The organism is Martinezella sp. CNPSo 3959 (assembly GCF_057784355.1).
Genome location: NZ_JBXSOV010000009.1, coordinates 170,697 through 190,182, shown reverse-complemented (window position 1 = coordinate 190,182; position 19,486 = coordinate 170,697). Strand labels below are relative to the sequence as shown.

Sequence of the window (19,486 nt, the reverse complement as noted above, 5' to 3'; positions counted from 1 at the left end):
GTCAGGAGTGAAGTGTCGATTGGCCAACAAGGCGGCCCGGTGCGTCGGCCGGCAGAATGGCGAGCCATTCCCGCCAGCAGACAAGACCGCCGAGGATGGCAGCAAGGATGGCAGCGGTAGCCACGGCGGCTGAAACGCCGGCAAAGCCCATCCAAAGCGGCAGCAGGAGCAGAAGCGGGATCAGCAGATAGCCCTGCGGCGCAAGCCCGACGAGGGCGGACAGACCCGCCCTGCCCCGCGATTGCAGCATGACGAGCAGGACGGATTGAAAGGCCGCAAGCGGAAAGATAGGAAAGAGGGACCGCAGCCAGGCGACTGCCTCATCCACGACGTCCTGGCTATCCGTGAACAGGCGCGCGATCGGCTCGGCAGCCAAGAACAGCAGGATGGAATAGAGCAATGCGACCGGTATCGTCACAGCCAGCATGAACCGAATAACGGCTTTAAGCCGCTCAGCATCGCCGGCGCCAAAGGCATGACTGACGACACTCTGGGCGCCGAGGCAAAAGCCGAACAACGGTAGCTGTCCCAAGGTCATCAGACGGATGGCAATCGCCGTTGCCGCGACACCTTTATCCCCGCCATGGACCGCCGCCTCCCGCATCAGGACCAGAAAGCCGAGGCCCGTGACAATGCTTGTTGCGGCAGCGGGAAGGCCGATCCGCGCGATCGGCCAAAGCAGTTGCCAGCATATCGCCCCGCCGGTCACGCTTACCGTTCCCCATCGGCGCAGAAAGTAGACGGCATAGCATGCATGGGCTGCAATGGACGAAACAATGGTCGCTAGTGCCGCGCCGGACGCGCCGAGCTTGAAGAGGAAGATGAAGACCGGATCGAGAACCGCGTTCAAGGCGAAGCTCGCGATCAGCACGATCATCGAGAAGCGTGAATTGCCCTCGGCGATCGCTATGAAATCGCAGATAGCCTGCAAAAGCCCGAGTGTCAGACCGAGAGCAAGCAGCCGCCCATAATCGAGCCCAGGAGCGAGGAGATTGTCGCTGGCGCCGAGTGCGCCGACAAAATCCGGCAGGCCGAGATAGATCAGGATCGACAAGAAAATACCGAGCGGGATCGTCGCCGCGAGCGCTGTCGTGGCGACCGACGCTGCAGTTTTGAGATCCCCTTCGCCAAGGTAGCGCGCAAGCAGCGTCGCAAGCCCGATGCCCAGCCCCTGACCGGCGGCCGCGACAAGCAAAAACAGTGGCATGACCAGACTGATGCCTGCCAGCATGTCCGGGCCGAGCGTTCCCAGGAAGATCGCGTTAATCGCATGATGGCCGGCACTTGCGGCAAGTCCTGCCACGGCCGGAAGCGCGACCGCCAGAACGAGCCGCTTGACGCGCGGATCGTTCATATCGACGGCTGTTTTCATCAGGCGCCTCGCGCCAGCGAGCCAAGGACAGGCTGTCCATCCTCTGTGGACAAGCCGGTGAGATCCGGCAACAGCAGCCGGTCCATGAAGAAGCGCTCACGCAGGAGCATGACCAGCAACGCCTTCTTGTGCGGGAACTGAATATGCTTGACCTTAGCGAAGCCGGAACGGTCGAGATTGCGGATCTGCTGGGTGTGATGATGGATCGGCTCGCCGACGATACGTCGCGTGCGTGGATCGGCCAGGAACATGTAGTGCATCAGCGACGGCAGCCAGGCGCTAACGAAGGCCTTCCCGCGGAAATCATCCTCGCCGATCGCCACATGCCAGCCTCGGTCATACCCGTCGGCCTCGTAATGCGGTCCGATCCTGTCTTCCTTCGCCCAATAGAGCTCGAAATAGCCGAAGGGCGCACCCCCGATGGTTCCGATCAGCGGCAGAGTGCGGGGATCGGCAAGGCGGCCGGCGATGAAATCGCGGTGATAGGAAAGATCGCCGCTATCTTCCCATATGGCGGCGACCCTCGGATCGTTCATCCAGCGATGGAAATGGGGAAGATCGGCCTCGATATCGGCGACATGGAAGCCGAGCTGGGTATTCAGCCAGGGAATGAAGCGGCTGTAGACAGGGCCGGCGGGCTTCGGCGGCCGCTGCGGGTGAACGGCGCCATTTGTCAATGTCGACACTTCCGGATAGCTGCTTGGCACGCTTCCAAGCCAGGATCTTGGCTGCTGGAAGAGGGATTCCGGCCGCACGATCAGGCGCTCGCCGCGCCGTTCGATGGCACCCGCTTCCATCAGGCGCCTTACGAGGTCGCCATCTGGGAGCTCGATCTGGAAGCAGTCCAGATGCGGATTGCATGCCAGAACGGCTTCCGACACGGCGTTGACGATATCCTCGTCAGAAAGCGGCGGGACCGCGGTGGAGATTGTATCGAAGACGAGGAGATTGGTGGCCGGCCCCGCTAGATGACCTGAGGCCACCTTCACTCCGTAGTGCTCGACACGGAAACTCCCCGGTGCATGCCCTGCCGATATGATGAGCGGCTGGCCGCAGGCAAGCGCGCTGCTCTCGAAGCCCGAAGCCGGCAGGCGCAGATCAAAGGATTTCTCCGCCGTCCCATCGCTCCTGATCGCCAGGGAAGCATCCATCTTTCATCTCCATATCTTCAGAACCACGCCGGTTGAAAACCGCAGGCCAAACACAGCGCTAATTCTGCGGTGACGAACGACGTCAGCAAAAATTCAAAATATTTTCCAAAAAAATATTTTTCGAAAATCATCTGAATTTTCCAAAACCTCATTCGTTATGCAGCTACGTCAATGTAACTTTCGGAACATCCGAGTTTATCGACGCCATAAGACATGGATATCGATCGATTTAACTTAATATCTCTCATAGATATTGAGAAGTATACGTTATTGTATTTCGATCGATTGGATATGTATTTCAATACATTCAAGGAGAGCCGCGAAGAAATGACTATCCACGATCGCAACGCCAAGGCAGCAAACGATACGGATTTTCTCGCCAAATGCTCCCTATCGCCGACACAGTCACGTATCTGGCTCTTGTCCGAGACTGGTAACGAAGTCGTCTACGGGCGACAAATACTCGCCATCGCGTTTCCTCCCGTCCCTCTTGCTGTCGCACATCAGGGCCTGTCAAAGCTTTCACGGCAACATCCCCTCATTACCTCGGAATTCGAGGCACGGGCAGGCGGCGCCGTCCAGCAGATCCTGAGGAACGGCCGTTTCGTCGAGATCATCGAGACGAAGTTGACTGCAGGCGAAAACCTGGACGACGCGCTGACCGCGGCTGCCACAGCGGAACAGGCCCGCCCGATCGACCTTACCGATGGCAATCCGGCCCGCTTCATCCTCCTGACGCAAGAAGCGCGGGCGGTGGGCGCCCTATTCTCCCTCCACGCCATCCTTGCCGACGCTGCGGCGCTCGACCTGCTTGCGACGGATTTCCTTCACAACATCGACGGTCATGACCCGGCGGATATCGCAGAGACCGTACTGCCCAACGCCGCTTCGTGGATGATTGCCAATGGCGCACCGCGCCATGCGGCACCGGAACTGGTCGACTTCTGGTTCCAGCGGCTGACGGCTCAGGAGAACATTGCGTCACTCCCGCCGCAAACATCGGCGGGAAAAAACACGGTCGACGAGGCCTGGGTCGAGCATATGCTTGAAGTGCCGGTACAATCGTCCGCTAACGTCTCCGGCGACATGCTTGCCGCCCTCGGAATCGCCCTGCGGCGCCATACCGGATACGGCACTCAAAGGATCGGCCTGGTCAGGCGGCCGGAAGGGCAGAAAGTTGTCGCCCGCTGCGAGGACGTGTTGATCCTGACGCCGGAACTCGACGGCACCATGACACTCAAGGACGTTCGTAACGCATTCGTCAACGAAATCGATACGGCTATCAGGCAATCCCTGCCTTTCGAGTCCCTTGCCGATGCGCTGATAAGACGGGACGAATCCTTCGACACTACCGTCCTCGTCAAGACGCTCCTCGATGTGCGTCCGCCCCTGCATCTCCTGCAAGCAACCTCGAACGAAGTCACGCTGCGCAGCCCCATCGCACCGCCGGCGCGCCGCGATGCCGATCTGGTCGTTACCGTTTCCCCCGCATCCATCGGCAAATTGCGCATCGGCATCGGCTTCGACCCGCAGAAGCATGATCAAAAACAAATCATACGCTTCGCCGACGATCTTGCCTTGGCACTTGCGCAGGTACAGGCTAGCCCCGGCCTTCAGCTCAAACATATTCCCTTCGTGTCACCAGAAGAGCTGGACAGGCTTTCGGCACCCTATCCGGACGCACCGGAGCCCGACGACGGCACGCCGATCCACGAGGTCATCTCCGCGCAGGCGAAACGGCGGCCGAATGCGTTTGCCGTCGCACAGGGTGAGAAATCCGTGACACATGGCGAACTCGAAGCTGCCGCCAACCGGCTGGCTCATCGGTTGATCGCGATGGGGATCGGCCCGGAAAAGCGCGTTGCCATCGCCCTTGAAAAATCGATCGACGCGATCATCGCCATCCTTGCTGTGCTAAAGGCTGGCGGCGCATTCACGCCGGTAGAGCCGGATCATCCTGAAGCGCGCAATCGTCACATCCTGACGGCCCCGGGCCTCTCGCTCGTCATTTCCCGCGCAAAGCACATCGCCAACCTGCCGAGCGATATCGCCACGCCCTATCTCAATCTCGATGCCATCGACCTGTCCGCGGAGAACGTGGGCGCGCCGGCAACGACCATTGCCCCGCAGCAACTTGCCTATGTGATCTACACGTCAGGCTCGACAGGCGTCCCGAAGGGAGTGGCGGTCGAGCACGGACCACTCGCGCACCATTGCAAGGCGACCCTGCGCATCTACGAGATGAGCGAGGAATCCTGCGAATATCCCGTGCTTCCCTTCACCTCGGACGGTGGCCATGAGCGCTGGATGGTGCCACTGATGGCCGGCGGAGGTGTGGTGTTGACGCAGGACAAGCTCGCCACACCAGAAGATGCCTTCGCGGCGATGAAGCGGCACGGCGTCAACAATGCAAGCCTGCCCACAAGCTATGTCCGCGGCCTTGCCGAATATGCCGGGGAGAACGGCGAAATCCCGCGGCTGCGGCTCTATTCCTTCGGCGGCGAGGCGCTGTCGCAGGCGGTATTCGACATGATCACCGAGAACCTGAAGGCGCAGCTGCTGATCAATGGCTACGGCCCGACCGAAACGATCATGACGCCGATGATCTGGAAGATCCCGGCTGGCACCCGCTTCGAGGGGACCGTTGCACCGATTGGCCGCGGCGTGGGCGATCGGCGCATCTATGTGCTCGATGCCGACCTTGCGCCGGTTCCGATCGGCGTGATTGGCGAAATCTATATCGGCGGCAGCGGCCTGGCACGCGGCTATCTCGGCCAGCCGGAGCTGACGGCGGATCGTTTCATTCCGGATCCTTTCACGCCTGGCGGACGACTGTACAAGTCCGGCGATCTCGGCCGCTGGCGGGAAGACGGCATCGTCGAATTCGCCGGCCGCGTCGATCACCAGATCAAATTGCGCGGCTTCCGCATCGAGCCGGGCGAAATCGAAGCCGTGCTGCGCTCCGATCAGCGTGTCGCCGAGGCCGTTATCCTGCTTCACAATGACGGCGGCCGCAGTTCGCTGGTCGCCTATGTTGTGCCGCGCGAGGGTGAAAGCCTCAGTGTGACCGAGCTGCGCCGGACCGCCATGACCGCCCTGCCCGACTACATGGTGCCACAGACCATCATGCTGATCGACAAGCTGCCGATGGGGCCGAACAGCAAGCTAGACCGCGCGGCCCTGCCCGCACCGCGCATCGAACGTGAAATGGCGTTACCTGCCAACGACAAGGAAAAAGCGATCCTGGATGTCTGGAAGGATATCCTCGACATCGGCGATATCGGTGCCACGGAGAATTTCTTCGATATTGGCGGACAGTCTCTGATGGCCGTGCGCATCGTCTCGCGCCTGAAGATGCGCCATCCCGAATGGCCGCTGACGATCGCCGATATGTTCAATCACCCTACCGTGCGCGATCTTGCGCTCGCCATCGACGGCAGTCGCGACGAAACCGGCGTCGATGTCGTCTACCTCAGACGCAACGGTGACCGGCCGGTGCTCTACTGCTTCCCGGGCCTCCTCGTCAGCACGCGCGAATATATGCGCCTCGTCGATTATCTCGGCCCGGAACAGCCGGCGACCGGCTTCATCTGCTATTCGCTGACCGAGACCAAGACGCTGAGTACCCGCGTCGAAGATATCACCGCGCGTTACGCCGAAGCCGTACGCAGACAAGCCAAGGGTAGGCCTTGCGCCTTTCTCGGCTGGTCGTGGGGCGGGCTGCTCGCCTATGAGGCCGCGCGTCAGCTCGGCAACGATATCGACCTGCGCATGATCGGCATGGTCGATGTCTGCGACATGGACGAGGAGTTCACCGTCGGCATTATGCCGCACTTCGAGGACGGTATCCGCGATCGCACCCATGTCGCCGTGCAGAGCTGGCTTGCGACTACGCCGATGCGCGAGGACTGGAAGAGGCTATTCGCCGCCATGAACGAGGAGGTTTACGAACAATTCCTCCACCATATCGTCAAGCATAACGTCAAACTGCCAACGGATGGTCCCGATATCGGCTCGGAAGAGCACACATTCTGGATCCTCATCGATAATGCGATGATCTTCCGAAATTACCGCCTGGAGCAATCCGATTTCCGCATCCATGCCTTTGCGGCCGAAGATTCTCTCACGCGTGCCCTCAACGTCATCGACTGGCGACGCTATTCGCCCAATGCCACGGCATCGGAGATCGTCACCGGCACCAATCATTTGACGATCATCGGCAAGACGCCCTTCCACCAGCGGTTCGCCCGGCGCCTCGACCATGCTTTTGCGCCGGCGCCGCTGTCCAAAGACGCCGTCAAGTAACCCCCTCTTCGACATCATTCTGGAGCTGCATCATGACATCGCACGTGCTCGACCTCGCCGGGGCCGGAATCGGTCCTTTCAACCTCAGCCTTGCCGCTCAGCTCGATTCCATACCGCAACTTTCCGTCCGCTTCTTCGAACGGCGTCCATCCTTCGCATGGCATCCGGGAATGATGCTGCCGGGTGCGGAAATGCAGACATCCATCCTCAAGGATCTGGTCACCGCCACCAATCCGACAAGCCGCTGGAGCTTTCTCTCCTATCTTGTTGCGCATAAACGCTTTTATCAGTTTCTCAATGCGGAATATGAAGCCGTTCCGCGCAAGGAATTCGCCGACTATCTCGGATGGGTCGCGCGCGGCCTGGCCTCGCTCCGCTTCGGCAACAGCGTGCGTGAAGTCCATGCCAATGACGGCTTCTTCGCCATCATCACCGACGACGGCGCGATCAGCGCCCGTAATCTATCCGTCGGCGTCGGCAAGATCCCCTCTCGGCCAAGCTGGGCCGAGCAACTGCCCAAATCTTTGACCTTCCATAGCAGCGAAGCGATGCAGCGCATCGGTGATGTCAGAGCGCCCCGCATAGCCGTTATCGGCGGCGGCCAAAGCGGCGCTGAGATCGTCGACGCGCTCCTGGATCTGAACAGGGTTTCATCCATCCACTGGATCAGCCGCCGGCCGAATTTCGAGCCGCTCGATGCGACGCCGTTCACCAATGAGCTCTTCACACCAAGCTATATGGAGCGCTTCCACGGACTGCCCGAGGAGCTGCGGCTCACGCACACGCGCCGGCAGGTACTGGCGAGCGACGGCGTTTCCGCCTCCACCTTGAAGAAGCTTTATCGCCGGCTCTACGAGCGAAAGTTCGATGCCGCCGGTAACCCCGATCACGGCATATCGCTGCGCCCCTTCCGCAACGTCATCGCAGCCGAGCAGGATGGTCCCGAAATCACGCTGACCATGCGCAACGGCTTCGATGACACCATCGAGACACTGACGGTCGACATGGTCGTCTTTGCAACCGGCTATCGTTTCGTGCTTCCGGAGTTTCTGCATTCGCTCGAAAATCGCATCGAGCTCAACTCCATCGGCGAACCGGTGCTGGAAAGCGATTTCTCGCTCAGATGGGATGGGCCGCGTAATAACCGCATCTTCGTTCTCAATGCCGGACGCCACAGCCACGGCATCGCCGAGCCGCAGCTCAGCCTTGCCGCATGGCGTAGCGCGGTCATCGCCAACGCATTGCTCGGCCGCCAGCATTTCGATCTCGATCAGCTCGATCCCATCGTACAGTGGGAAACACACGGACAGGCCTCGAACCTTCCCTCTCACATGGGACAGGCAGCCGAATAGGTGAAGACGGGCCAATCGGGGGAAGAGACGGCGCAGGTGGAACTTCATAGCCTGCACCTGCCTGACGGGCATCCCGTACCGGACTCGATTTTGAGCGAGGCAGAAAAAAGCCGTGCCGCAGCATTCAAATCACGCTCGGCGCGGCGGCTTTTCGTTGCTGGGCGGGTCCTATGCCGAAGCATTCTCGCCAATCGGCTTGGCTGCGCCCCGCAAGCACTTTGTCTTGCGATTACCCCTTCCGGCAGGCCCTACCTGCGCGATTATCCCGACATCGACTTCAATCTGTCACACACGAAAGACGGCGTAGCGCTCGCGATCTGTCGCGGCGGCCACATCGGCATCGATATCGAGCGCCTCGACGCATTTTCGGAGAAGGAAGCCTCGGAGATCATGCCGATAATCCTTTCCGAACAAGAGCTCAATCAGGTGCATCAATTGGATGAGCGAGATCGCCGCGATGTTTTTCTCGCCTATTGGGTCCAAAAAGAGGCCGCGCTGAAATGCTTCGGCCAGGGTTTCCTGGCCGACCCGCAAAGCGTGATGTTGATGCCAGGATATACAACCTTTAAAAGCAAAAATCAGATGTCGGGCGAAGCATTTTTCATCCATTCCGGCCGGATCAGCAATGGAGAAAGTGGGGATTTTCAATGGGCTATCGCGACATCCAGAGCTGCAACAAGACCGAAATGGCAGCATCACAAAAGCGGGATTTTCTTCTAGATCGGCAAAAAAATTAAAATAAAATCAGGCGGATAAGCCTCGATTTACGAGATGCTTCACTTTTCGACTCTGCTATCTTGACTATCATTGTCATGTTTTATAGGTTCCCTCTCAAAAAGAGGGGCACACAGAAATGCAACTTTGGATTTCAGCGAGAGCCCGACATGATTGCCCACCATTCGCAGTCGACTTCCAATGAGCAACTCCAAACAGCACTTCACGCCTATCCGAAGCTCCTCTCCGTCGCACGCCGGATCACCGGCTGCATGAGCTTGGCAGAGGATGTGGTGCAAGAGGTTCTCCTGCAGCTGGTCTCCAAACCGCTGAAGGAAGATATAGCGGCACCCGCGCCCTATGTGATGCGCATGGTGCGCAATCTGGCGACGGATCATATGCGGCGACTGCAATATGAGCGCGGCCTTTTCCTTGAAGAGGAAGTCGGCGGCAATACCTCCGCCTATGGGAGCCCCGAGGAACATCTTCACGAAGCTCAAGCCTATAAGGCCTTCCGCTGCACCGTCGAAGCCATGCCCGCAAGAACCAGAAAGTTCTATGAGGAGCATTATTTCGACGATGTCCCTCAGAAAACCATCGCCAAAGAGGCAGGTGTGTCCTGCGCGCTCGTATGCGGACTTCTGCGCGAAGCTCATTCGCGGTGCCTCGCCGCAATCTCGCTCGAAGCGGCGCATGACTGCGATGCAGGCGGTACTCACAGGCGAAACCGGCCGACACGCGTGCGGGAGATGCGGGCCTGATGGCCGCGCACTCTCCCGGTCTGCAATCAATGCTCCACAACGAGGAAAGGGAGGAATAGATGCAGGAAACCATCGAGATAACCGAATCGAAGGGTGCCATCTGTCGTGACATCATGTCGGAACTCACCGACTGGTTCGCCGATCCGGATGTTATCGAAGCTTGCGCCGGCGCTGTGGAAAACTTGCCGATGTTCGGCTGCGTCGAGGCGGATACTGTGGCCGGTTTCGTGTCGCTGCGCGCCCATCCGCCATCCGCGATGGAGATTCTCGTGATCGCAACGCGGCCCCGGCATCATCGCAGCGGCGTCGGCAAGCGATTGCTGGCCGCAGCCGAGACTTTCGCCCGCTCTTCCGATTGCAAGCTTCTAACGGTCAAGACGCTCGCGCCGCGCGGCCGGGACGAACCGCAGTATGAAAAGACGCGCGCCTTCTACGACAGAAACGGCTTCATCCGCGCCGAAATATTTCCAACCCTCTGGCGCGAAAGCGATCCGTGTCTCTTCTTCGTCAAGCCATTGACTTCGATCAACTAACGCATCGCTCACCGGCGACCGGAATTTTAGGGAGCCGGTGGGCTTCAGCAGGAATGACAATGAAAAACGATAGGATCACCGGAAATGATCAAAGTCACGCAACGGTCTTCGCGACGGAAGGCCTGCGTTTCGAGGTCGACGGCAAAACCATTCTTCATCCGCTCGATATCAGCTTCAAGGCGGGCGAGATTTCCGGTCTGATCGGCCATAACGGCTCGGGCAAATCCACGCTGATCAAGATGCTTGCCAGACAGATTCAGCCGACGGGCGGACGCATCCTGTTCGATGGCGTCGCCGCCGGCTCCTACGATATGCGCGCCTTTGCGCGCGCCGTCGCCTATCTGCCGCAGGACACCTCATCGGCGGCCGGCATGACCGTCGAGGAACTCGTCGCCTGCGGGCGCTATCCCTGGCACGGTGCGCTCGGGCGCTTCACCGATGTCGACCGGGAAAAGGTGGAAACAGCGATGAAGCTCACGCATGTCGATACCTTGGCGGGCCGCATGGTGGATACGCTCTCCGGCGGCGAGCGCCAGCGCGTCTGGATCGCCATGCTGGTCGCGCAGGACAGCCGCTGCCTGCTACTCGACGAGCCGACATCGGCACTCGACATCGCCCACCAGTTGGAAATCCTCGGCCTCGTTCGCGAGCTTTGCCGGACGAAGGATCTGAGCGTTATTCTCGTCCTGCACGATATCAATGTCGCGGCACATTTCTGCGATCATCTGCATGCGCTGAAGCAAGGGCGTCTCATTGCGGCAGGCCCGTCGCCAACCCTCATGAAGGCCGAAACGCTCAATATGATCTACGGCACGAACATGGGCGTCACCGCCCATCCCGTACACGGAACGCCGCTTGCCTATGTCATCTGAAAGCAGCCTCGAGAACCTGATGCTTTCGCGACGCACGCTGCTTGCCACCGCGGCGTTTTTTGCCGTTCCGCAAGTGGGAGTAGCTGCAGAAACCATGTCCGGCCCGATCGTTTCCCTCGATTATGGGCTCGCCTCGACGCTGCTGGCACTCGGAGTAACACCGGCCGCCATCGCTTCGCTTGCCGATTGGGACACATGGGTCGTCGAACCGAAAATGCCTGCTGGCGTCATCGATCTCGGTACCACCAGCGAGATCAATCTCGAGGTCCTGGCAAGCGTCAAGCCGGCACTGATCCTGACCACGCCCTATCTCGCGCCTTTGAAGCCGCAACTGGAGGCAATTTCGCCGGTCCTGGAACTGACGATCTATGCCGAAGGCGGCGAGGCTTTGCCACGCTCCATCGAGGCGACGCGTCGGCTGGCCGACGCCATCGGCCGGCGGCAACAGGCGGAAGAATTCCTTGCCCGGTCGGAACAATTCTTCGATGACTGCGCAAACCGCGTCAAAAAGCTCAACCCTCCGCCGTTGGCGCTCATTAATTTTGTCGATCCGCGCCATGCTCGCATTTATTGCGGCACAGGCCTCTACCAGAACGTCATGACCAGGATCGGCCTCAAAAACGCCTGGACCAGGCCGGGCGATTACTGGGGCTTCGAGACGATCGGGCTGGAGCAATTGGCGACGCTCGATCAAAGCTTGCGTCTGATCGCATTCGAACCCCTGCTTCCGCCGAACGTGCTCGACAATCTCCAGGATAGTCCGTTGTGGACCAGCCTACCCTTTGTCCGAGCCGGGCGGGTATCCGTACTGCCGGGCACCTTGATGTTCGGCATGGTGCAGGAGGCGCAGCGTTTCGCGCGCATATTGCTTGACCATCTGGAAACATTCGCATGATCCGCACCGAAGCAAATAACGGCCTCGGTGCTCCAGCCGTGGCTCTGACGCTGTTCGCGCTCGCCAGCCTGCTTGCCGGGCATCAACTGGCGCCTGACCTTTCACGCTTGTTCGAGCAGAAAGCAGGCTACGACCCGCAACGCCTGCTACTCATCTATTCGACGCTGCCGAGGATCGTCACCGCCTTGCTGGCGGGTGCAGCACTCTCGCTGTCGGGAAGCCTGCTGCAGCAGGTACTGCGCAATCCGCTCGCCTCGCCCTCCACACTCGGCATTTCCGCAGGCGCCAATCTCGCGCTCGTCGCAGTCATGCTTGCCTTTCCCGCTCTTCAGGGTCTCAGCCGCGACGCCGTTGCCCTATTCGGGAGCGCCGCTGCCGCTGCAGTCGTCTTCCTGATCGGCGCAAGACGCGGCTTTTCGGCCTTGGCGCTGGTGCTTGCCGGCTTGATCGTCGGCGTCTGGAGCGGAGCACTCGCTGCCATTCTCGTTCTGATGAACGATCGCTATCTCTCCGGCCTCTTCATCTGGGGCGCCGGATCGCTGGCGCAGCAAAGCTGGACCATTCCGCTTTCCCTTCTCCCGAAAATCGCCGCCCTCTCTGTCGCGGCATTGCTAATGGCGCGGCCGTTGGCGCTCATGGAGCTGGGCGACAGCGGCGCGAGCGGACTTGGCCTGTCGGTGAAGCGCACGCGCATTGCTGCCGTTTGCATCGCGATTGCGCTTGCCGCGATCGTCACCAGTGCGGTCGGCGTTATCGGCTTCATCGGCCTCATCGCGCCGCGCATCGCCCAGCTTGCCGGCGCTAGACAGATGAAGAGCCAACTCGTCTGGTCGCCCCTCATCGGCGCAGGATTGCTGCTGCTGACCGATGAAGCCCTCGTGCTGCTTTCCGGAGCCTCTTCGACCTTCCTGCCGACGGGCGCTATCACTGCACTGCTAGGCGCACCGTTGCTGCTCCTGATGCTGCCGCGTTTGAAGGCCGTGCAGCGCAGCGCGCCCTCTCCCTCTCAGAATGCGAGCCGCGCCTTACATACGCCGCGCTTACTATTGTTTGCATCAGTTCCGGCGCTCGTCCTTCTCCTGGCCGGAGCGATCCTCTTCGGGCGCGCACCGGATGGAACATGGACGCTGCTTGCCTATCTTCATTGGCCCGACGTGCTGCCTTATCGCCTTCCGCGCATCGCCGGTGCCTTTGCTGCGGGCGCGATGCTTGGCGTTGTCGGCGCGATCCTGCAACGCCTCAGCGGCAATGAGATGGCAAGTCCGGAGGTTCTGGGTATTTCGGCAGGCGCCACGCTCGGCGTCACCGCCGCGCTTTTCCTTCTACATGCTCCCGGCATGGCCGCCCAACTGGGCTTCGGGGGTATCGGTGCTTTCGCCGTGCTCATCGCCATCTTCCTGTTCGGCATCCGATCCGGTTTCGCGCCGGAACGAGTACTTCTGACGGGCATTGCGCTCGGCGCCATGCTGGATTCCTTCATCAGCGTGCTGGCCGCGAGCGGCGATCCGCGCGCTATGATCGTCATGCAATGGATGAGCGGATCGACTTATCTCGTTGATACACCAAAGGCAATTTCGGCGATGACTGCGGCGACAGCGGGCCTCGCAATTGCCTTTCTGGCTCATCGCTGGCTCGACCTGCTGCCGCTTGGGGCTCAGGCGGCGCAGGCAATCGGCATTCGCGTCAACTTCGCCCGCGCCTGCCTATTTGCCCTCGCCGCCGCCATGACCGCGGCCGCCACCCTTGTCGTCGGCCCCTTGAGCTTCATCGGCCTCATGGGGCCGCATCTGGCACGAGAGCTCGGCCTGCGACGCGCGGCTCCCCAGCTTATGGGTGCAGCACTCGCCGGCGGCAGTCTCATGGTGCTTGCGGATTGGTTCGGCCGGATGATCGCCTTTCCCTATCAGATGCCAGCCGGCCTTGTGTCGGCTCTCGTCGGCGCTCCGCTTCTGCTGATATTGCTGATGAAACGGCGAAGGGTGGCATAGTCTCACGTAGCAGTTGCGCCCCGAGCGCGGCATATAATGCAAACGGGATGCTTGCCAGCCGAAGGCGGGCAGATTGCTTGCGTTGCTGCACGACCACTTTTGGGAACCAAGTTCAAATCAAAACACTGGCTTCGATCAGACGCGACCCAGGAACTCAAGTACTCGGCTCGTCAGCAGCGCAGTTGCACGCGCATCATATGACGGAAGCGAACTGTCGGCGAAATAGTGCTGATCGCCGGGATAAAGGAAAAGCTTCGCGTCCTCGACCTTCGCCACAATCTCCCGGGCGGCATCGATATCACCCTCGCCTACGAAGATCGGGTCGTTTTCCATCCCGTGAATCTGGACAGGCACGCCATCTGGCCAAGGTCCGAAGGCCCATTCGCCACTGATCGGCAGGCAGGAATGGAAGAAGAGAGCTCCTCGGGCTCCGAGCCGTGTCTGGGCCAGCTTCTGCGCAGGCAGCACACCGAACGAGAACCCGGCATAGACGAGCGCAGGAGGCAGATCGTCAGCGACACAGGCGCCGCGCTCCCGCATATCGTCGAATCCAACATCGCCGATATAGGCGAGCCCCTCTTCGATGCTTTGAAAAATGCGCCCATCGAATAGGTCAGGCGTGTGCACGATGTGACCGGCACCCCGCAACTCATCAGCGAATGCTCGCACACCCAGGGTCAATCCCTGTGCGTGGTGGAACAAAAGAACCTCAGCCATACGGAACCTCGCGATGGGATGGTCGGGTACATTTTCTGCTAGCTACAGCCTCATAGCCGCATCGGCAAGAATGCGGGTATCTTTTGCAGCAGGCTCAGGCCGCAAAGTAGCGTTGCTGACAGTAAGGTCGAGTTCAGCCGACGAAAGGACGCTACCGGGGCGGAGCGGGCGCCGCACAGAATACGGCGCCCCGATAAGCTTACCAGCGATACTTCAACGAGGCCGTGACGTTGCGGCCCTGCCCGAGGTAGCAATAGCCTTCGTTGCAGACCGTCAGGCGGCGGTTGGCGATGTTGCGGACATCGACGGATGCGATCAGGCCCTTATATTTCTGATCGACCGCGCCGAAGTCGTAAGACACGGCAGCATCCAGGTAGACGCTTGCATCATTCTTGTCGGTGTTGGCCGTGCTGGTATAGGTCTCGCCGGTATAGCGAATGCCGGCGCCGACGGTCAGACCCTTGGCGGCAGAATCATCCTGGAACGTGTAGTTCGACCACAGGCTGGCAATGTTTTGGGGCGTTACGGCCGGTGCGTTTCCGGCATTGTCACCACGCGTGATTTCGGAGTGGTTATAGGCATAGGCGGCAACCACATCCCAGCCATCGGTGATGTTTGCCCTGGCTTCCAGTTCGATCCCCTTATTGGTCACTTCACCGAGCGAGGCATAAATGCCCAACAGCGGATCGACGAGAACCGGCTTGTTCTTCTCCACCAGATGATAGGCGACGGCCGAAAGCAGAATGTCGGTGCCTGGCGGCTGGTATTTTACGCCAAGCTCGTACTGTTCGCCCTTGGTCGGATCGAGAATACTGCCGGATGCAGACCGCTGCGTGACCGGATTAAACGAGGTGGAATAGCTGGTGAAGGGTGCAATGCCGTTGTCGAAGAGATAGAGCGCACCAGCCTGGTAGGAAAATGCATTCTTGTTGAAGCTGTCTTTGGTTGTCGTATCAGTGGAGACAATGGTGGTGTCGGTCGACTGCTTCACCCAGGTCTGACGCCCGCCGAGCGTGAAGCGCCACCTGTCGAGTTCGATCTGATCCATGGCATAGGCGCCGAACTGCTGCAGGCTGGCGTCAACCCGGCTGAAATTATAGGCCGGTGTCGGGCCGGATACGCCATATCTCGGATTGCTGATATCAAAGTCATAGGCGGGGCTGGTCGTCGCATCCATCCCATAGGCGAAGGAATCGCTCATGCGGGTATAATCGAGGCCGAACAGCATGGTATGGGCTGCCGGACCGGTATCGAATTTGGATTCAAGCTGGTTGTCGACCTGAAAGACGTTCATCCTGTCGCCGATCGAAGTCGCACCACGCTGGGCAACGTCGCCGACCCAGCTGTAAGTGCCGAGATAACGCGACTTCAGATCAAGATGCGAGAAACGAAGATTCTGACGGAAGGTGAAGCCGCCATCGAACTCGTGCTCGAACTGATAGCCGACCTGCTGCTGTTTGGTCCTCTGATAATCGTAATCCGGGTCGCTGTCGCGATAATCGAGAACATTGCCATCGGGGCCGATCATCGCGCCGGGATTTGCGTCCGTCTCGGTGGATTGCGCCGAGCCATAGATGGTGATTTTTGTCGTGTCGTCCGGCTTCCAAGTGAAGGACGGCTGGATCAGATAACGATCGTCGGCGATATCGAAATTGGTGTCGCCCTTTCGTGCCAGGCCGACGATGCGATACAGCATACTGTCATCGTCCTGATTGACCCGGCCGCCGAAGTCGAACATCGTCTGGGCACGGTCCGATGTCCCGTAGAGAACACCGACCTCCCTGATCGTCTCGTCTGTCGGCAGCTTCGATATTTTATTGACGATCCCGCCCGGCGAACCGGCGCCATAGAGCACGGATACCGGTCCCTTGATGATCTCGACGCGGTCGAGCGCATAGGGATCCGTCCGGAACATCGCATAATTCATGTAGGGCTGACGCAGCCCGTCGCGATAATCGCCGACGGTTGTAACATCATTGCCGCGAATATAGACCTGATCGAAGCGCGGATCGAAGCCATAGGAGCCGGTCTGGACGCCAGCCGAATAGCGTACCGCCTCGACGATATCCTGAGCGCCGCGCTGTTCGAGCTCCTCTTTGGTCACCACCGATACGGAGCGAGGCGTCTCGAGGATCGGCGTATTGATCTTGGTGGCGCCCATGCTCTTCTTCGCCGCCACGGTCGTGTTATCGCTTGCGTCACTCGACTGGCCGCTGACGATGATCGGCGCGAGCTGGGTGGCATTTCCATTGTTCGCATCGGCCGCAGCATCTTGCGCGAAGGCATTTCCGCTTAAAGCAAACACTGTCGCAAGTGCGGTGGCGCCGCTTGCAAGATGAAATCTCTTTCGTGTCAAATTACTGATATAGTTATGGGATTTCTGCTTCATAAGCCCTTTGCGCCTGCCCGTTTCGGAAAAGATGGCGCAAATTAGTTCGCAGGCGTAGCCGGCGTCAAGAATACATGAGTACAAGAGTCATATTTTTTATTCGTTTCCACTCTCATGTTGCAGAATCGCCCCTGATGGCCGAACACCGAACTGCGGAAGGCACCTGAAAATTACGCTTAGCAAAGCATTTGGCCCGCTTGCCAGATCGCGCCACCAATAATATGAGACTTTTCGTCATCTTTCTGCAAATATCGGCGCTGTTATTCCGGCGCCCCACATGATCGGTCAGCCGGAGAGGCCATGTTTCATACATCGTCATACAATGCCGCTTCCATCCTGGCGCCGGCCACCCTTCCCGGTTGCACATTCATCGACCTGAAGTTTGACAATGCCGATCATCCGCACAGGATCTTTCTTTATCGCCCGGACAAACCGGCACCGCCGGAGGGCTGGCCGATCCTATACCTGACCGACGGTAACGCCTGCTTTGCGACCGCCGTCGACGCGCTGAAAGTGCAGGCGAGCTATCCGAACGGAACCAATGTCGCGGAAGGCGTCATCGTTGCCATCGGCTATCCCACGGACGAGCCATATGACCCGCTCCGCCGCTCCTGGGATTTGAGCCCGCCGCCCGGACGCGTCTATCCGCCGTTCTTTCCCGATACGCCGGATGTAAAGACCGGGGGTGCCGAACGCTTTCTGGCGCTCATCGAGGACGAGCTCAAGCCTTGGATAGAGCGGCAAGCTCGGATCGACCGCTCGCGCCAGACGCTTTTCGGCCATTCGTTTGGTGGCCTGTTCACGCTCTACGCGCTGTTTTGCAAACCCGATGCCTTTAGCCGCTGGATTTCCGCAAGCCCAGCGATCTACTGGGAAGATTCAGCAATTCTTTCGATGGAGAGAGAATTCCTCGACAGGCACCAAGAGCCGCTCGACCTGGAACTGCATCTTTCCGCCGGTCAGTATGAAGGCGAGAACCTCGCGCCCTTCCACAAAGGCACCGCCGACGAGCAAAAACGACAGGAACGTGCGAAGGAAACACGTACGATAGAACTTGCCCGCGAGATGGCTGAGAGCTGGGGCAAACTGGTGTCATCCACAGGAACGATCACCTTTGAAGAATACGCCGGAGAGAACCACATGTCAGTCCTTCCGGTCGCGCTGAACCGGGCCGTCCAAATCGCATTTCGAAGAAAGAAATCATTCTGAAATTCATAGGCTTGCCGCCTGAAGTTGCAGCCTCTTCTTAGGAAAAATATCGTGCTTCGTGCATTCGGCACGATGGAGCGCAGTGGCTGCGCATTTCTGGTTTCTTCCGGCACTCCAATGGGCAAAATTAACCATCGGTTAACCATAACCACCTTTATTTGCTATAGTGAATACAAGGGCTTGATTCTAAAGACCGTCGCGCAATTTGCCGATGAATGTGACCAGGATTGCCGCGATCTAAAAGATGCATTTTTCAAAGACGATAGTTTTGATAATGTTGGCCTATATCGGGGCTGGTTGCACCACAACCGGTCAGGTTCACCAATCGATCGGCGTGGAAACGGTCACAAGTGACAAGGCGCTGGCATTTCCGCCACCCGGTGGACCGGCGATCATAAACGTGGTCGAGCGCAGGCATGGCAAGGATGTCGAGCAGACGATCGCGCTTTCCACGTCATCTTCCGTCTCAGGCCAGAACTTCCTCAAGATCCAATTTCAGGGCATAGCAGGCCCCAATCCGGGACTTGGGAGCCGGCCGTTCGATACGATCAGCGACCGGGTGATTGCTCGCGAAATGGCGGCTGCAATACCCGCTGTTCGGCTCGCGCGCTCGGCAACCTTCGTCCAGAACAGCTACGGGCCGTTCGGCTATGCTTCCGGCCAGAGCCGGGCGGGCGATACATGTCTTTATGCCTGGCAGCAGGTGAAGGCCGGTTTTGCGCCACAGCAAGAGCAGCGCAATTTCGGCATGGTGCAGGTGCGCCTCCGACTCTGCGACGCCCATGCGAGCGAACGCCAGCTATTGAGCGCCGTCTATGGCTATACGATCGCCGGCCATTTTGCCGGCGCCGCGCTCAATCCTTTCGGTGCACCGCGCGGTGCTGATGCTGCTCTCGGCAAGCCCGGCGAACCGGTCTATCCCGACGCGGCACCCTACCGCACTGCGCCGATCAGCATCGGCTACCAGCCCGCCCCCGTCACAATGCGCCCGACAATCAGGCGCCGGTCGGTCGTGATCCAACCTCAGCCGCAGGCGGCACCAGCGCTGCCGCCGATGATCGGACCGCGCGTACCGCTGCCGGATGGTGGAAACGAGCCCTCCCAAATCAATGGCGGAAGCGGCGCGAGTTCGTCGGCCGCACCACTGCCGGCAAATACTGCAAGCAATATGATCGTGCCTTTACCGGACTGTAACAGGGCAACTGGCATATCTCAGGGGTGCCGCTAG

General features: G+C 59.5%; 15 protein-coding genes. 11 read left to right on the top strand and 4 right to left on the bottom strand.

What is annotated here, in order from left to right; all coding sequences use genetic code 11:
- Position 1: 1 nt before the first annotated feature.
- Together AC13RE_RS19680 and AC13RE_RS19675 are read right to left on the bottom strand one after the other, a co-directional pair.
- Positions 2-1,372, bottom strand: coding sequence for an MATE family efflux transporter (locus tag AC13RE_RS19680; RefSeq protein ID WP_488564175.1), 1,371 nt, complete (start codon positions 1,370-1,372; stop codon positions 2-4).
- Positions 1,372-2,523 (bottom strand): GNAT family N-acetyltransferase, encoded by a 1,152-nt coding sequence (locus AC13RE_RS19675; protein ID WP_488564174.1) that lies wholly within the window; start codon positions 2,521-2,523, stop codon positions 1,372-1,374. Before AC13RE_RS19675 ends, AC13RE_RS19680 begins: the two co-directional genes overlap by 1 nt.
- A 327-nt stretch (positions 2,524-2,850) precedes the next feature.
- Between AC13RE_RS19675 and AC13RE_RS19670 the strand changes: the two genes are divergently transcribed.
- The 8 genes from AC13RE_RS19670 to fhuB all read left to right on the top strand — a co-directional run bounded on the left by AC13RE_RS19670 (position 2,851) and on the right by fhuB (position 13,943).
- Positions 2,851-6,828 carry an amino acid adenylation domain-containing protein gene (locus AC13RE_RS19670; RefSeq protein WP_488564173.1) on the top strand — a complete coding sequence of 1,326 codons (3,978 nt, stop codon included), beginning with the start codon at positions 2,851-2,853 and terminating at the stop codon, positions 6,826-6,828.
- 32 nt (positions 6,829-6,860) lie between these two features.
- Entirely contained in the window at positions 6,861-8,180 is a 1,320-nt protein-coding gene (locus tag AC13RE_RS19665; RefSeq protein ID WP_488564172.1) for a lysine N(6)-hydroxylase/L-ornithine N(5)-oxygenase family protein, read from the top strand.
- Positions 8,181-8,900, top strand: a complete 720-nt coding sequence (locus tag AC13RE_RS19660) for a 4'-phosphopantetheinyl transferase family protein (RefSeq protein ID WP_488564171.1) — start codon at positions 8,181-8,183, stop codon at positions 8,898-8,900.
- Between the two features lie 164 nt (positions 8,901-9,064).
- Positions 9,065-9,655, top strand: coding sequence for a sigma-70 family RNA polymerase sigma factor (locus tag AC13RE_RS19655; RefSeq protein ID WP_488564170.1), 591 nt, complete (start codon positions 9,065-9,067; stop codon positions 9,653-9,655).
- Positions 9,656-9,714: 59 nt separating this feature from the next.
- Complete coding sequence (locus AC13RE_RS19650) at positions 9,715-10,188, top strand: GNAT family N-acetyltransferase (RefSeq protein WP_488564169.1); 474 nt, start codon at positions 9,715-9,717, stop codon at positions 10,186-10,188.
- A gap of 59 nt (positions 10,189-10,247) precedes the next feature.
- Positions 10,248-11,060: an ATP-binding cassette domain-containing protein gene (locus tag AC13RE_RS19645; RefSeq protein ID WP_488564168.1), complete on the top strand. Its 813-nt coding sequence runs from the start codon at positions 10,248-10,250 to the stop codon at positions 11,058-11,060.
- Entirely contained in the window at positions 11,050-11,955 is a 906-nt protein-coding gene (locus tag AC13RE_RS19640) for an iron-siderophore ABC transporter substrate-binding protein (protein WP_488564167.1), read from the top strand. The genes AC13RE_RS19645 and AC13RE_RS19640 overlap by 11 nt, the downstream gene beginning before the upstream one ends.
- The gene (gene fhuB / locus AC13RE_RS19635) at positions 11,952-13,943 is read left to right on the top strand and encodes a Fe(3+)-hydroxamate ABC transporter permease FhuB (RefSeq protein ID WP_488564166.1); all 1,992 of its coding nucleotides are present in this window, start codon (positions 11,952-11,954) and stop codon (positions 13,941-13,943) included. The genes AC13RE_RS19640 and fhuB overlap by 4 nt, the downstream gene beginning before the upstream one ends.
- Before the next feature lie 135 nt (positions 13,944-14,078).
- Here the strand turns inward: fhuB and AC13RE_RS19630 are convergent, their stop codons facing one another.
- Both AC13RE_RS19630 and AC13RE_RS19625 read right to left on the bottom strand, forming a co-directional pair.
- Complete coding sequence (locus AC13RE_RS19630) at positions 14,079-14,660, bottom strand: dienelactone hydrolase family protein (protein WP_488564165.1); 582 nt, start codon at positions 14,658-14,660, stop codon at positions 14,079-14,081.
- A gap of 199 nt (positions 14,661-14,859) precedes the next feature.
- Entirely contained in the window at positions 14,860-17,049 is a 2,190-nt protein-coding gene (locus AC13RE_RS19625) for a TonB-dependent siderophore receptor (RefSeq protein WP_488564164.1), read from the bottom strand.
- A 300-nt stretch (positions 17,050-17,349) separates the two neighbouring features.
- On the opposite strand from AC13RE_RS19625, the gene AC13RE_RS19620 reads away from it, so the two are divergent.
- Genes AC13RE_RS19620 through bcsN form a run of 3 tightly spaced genes read left to right on the top strand, consistent with a single transcriptional unit; the run spans position 17,350 to position 19,486 of the window.
- Positions 17,350-18,258: an alpha/beta hydrolase gene (locus tag AC13RE_RS19620; RefSeq protein ID WP_488564163.1), complete on the top strand. Its 909-nt coding sequence runs from the start codon at positions 17,350-17,352 to the stop codon at positions 18,256-18,258.
- Between the two features lie 51 nt (positions 18,259-18,309).
- Positions 18,310-18,612, top strand: coding sequence for a hypothetical protein (locus AC13RE_RS19615; RefSeq protein ID WP_488564203.1), 303 nt, complete (start codon positions 18,310-18,312; stop codon positions 18,610-18,612).
- Positions 18,503-19,486: a cellulose biosynthesis protein BcsN gene (gene bcsN, locus AC13RE_RS19610; protein ID WP_488564162.1), complete on the top strand. Its 984-nt coding sequence runs from the start codon at positions 18,503-18,505 to the stop codon at positions 19,484-19,486. Before AC13RE_RS19615 ends, bcsN begins: the two co-directional genes overlap by 110 nt.

Coding starts and splice junctions, on each gene's coding strand:
- AC13RE_RS19680 (WP_488564175.1), bottom strand. CDS start 1,372: ATGAAAACAGCCGTCGATATGAACGATCCGCGCGTCAAGCGGCTCGTT.
- AC13RE_RS19675 (WP_488564174.1), bottom strand. CDS start 2,523: ATGGATGCTTCCCTGGCGATCAGGAGCGATGGGACGGCGGAGAAATCC.
- AC13RE_RS19670 (WP_488564173.1), top strand. CDS start 2,851: ATGACTATCCACGATCGCAACGCCAAGGCAGCAAACGATACGGATTTT.
- AC13RE_RS19665 (WP_488564172.1), top strand. CDS start 6,861: ATGACATCGCACGTGCTCGACCTCGCCGGGGCCGGAATCGGTCCTTTC.
- AC13RE_RS19655 (WP_488564170.1), top strand. CDS start 9,065: ATGATTGCCCACCATTCGCAGTCGACTTCCAATGAGCAACTCCAAACA.
- AC13RE_RS19650 (WP_488564169.1), top strand. CDS start 9,715: ATGCAGGAAACCATCGAGATAACCGAATCGAAGGGTGCCATCTGTCGT.
- AC13RE_RS19645 (WP_488564168.1), top strand. CDS start 10,248: ATGAAAAACGATAGGATCACCGGAAATGATCAAAGTCACGCAACGGTC.
- AC13RE_RS19640 (WP_488564167.1), top strand. CDS start 11,050: ATGTCATCTGAAAGCAGCCTCGAGAACCTGATGCTTTCGCGACGCACG.
- fhuB (WP_488564166.1), top strand. CDS start 11,952: ATGATCCGCACCGAAGCAAATAACGGCCTCGGTGCTCCAGCCGTGGCT.
- AC13RE_RS19630 (WP_488564165.1), bottom strand. CDS start 14,660: ATGGCTGAGGTTCTTTTGTTCCACCACGCACAGGGATTGACCCTGGGT.
- AC13RE_RS19625 (WP_488564164.1), bottom strand. CDS start 17,049: ATGAAGCAGAAATCCCATAACTATATCAGTAATTTGACACGAAAGAGA.
- AC13RE_RS19620 (WP_488564163.1), top strand. CDS start 17,350: ATGTTTCATACATCGTCATACAATGCCGCTTCCATCCTGGCGCCGGCC.
- bcsN (WP_488564162.1), top strand. CDS start 18,503: ATGCATTTTTCAAAGACGATAGTTTTGATAATGTTGGCCTATATCGGG.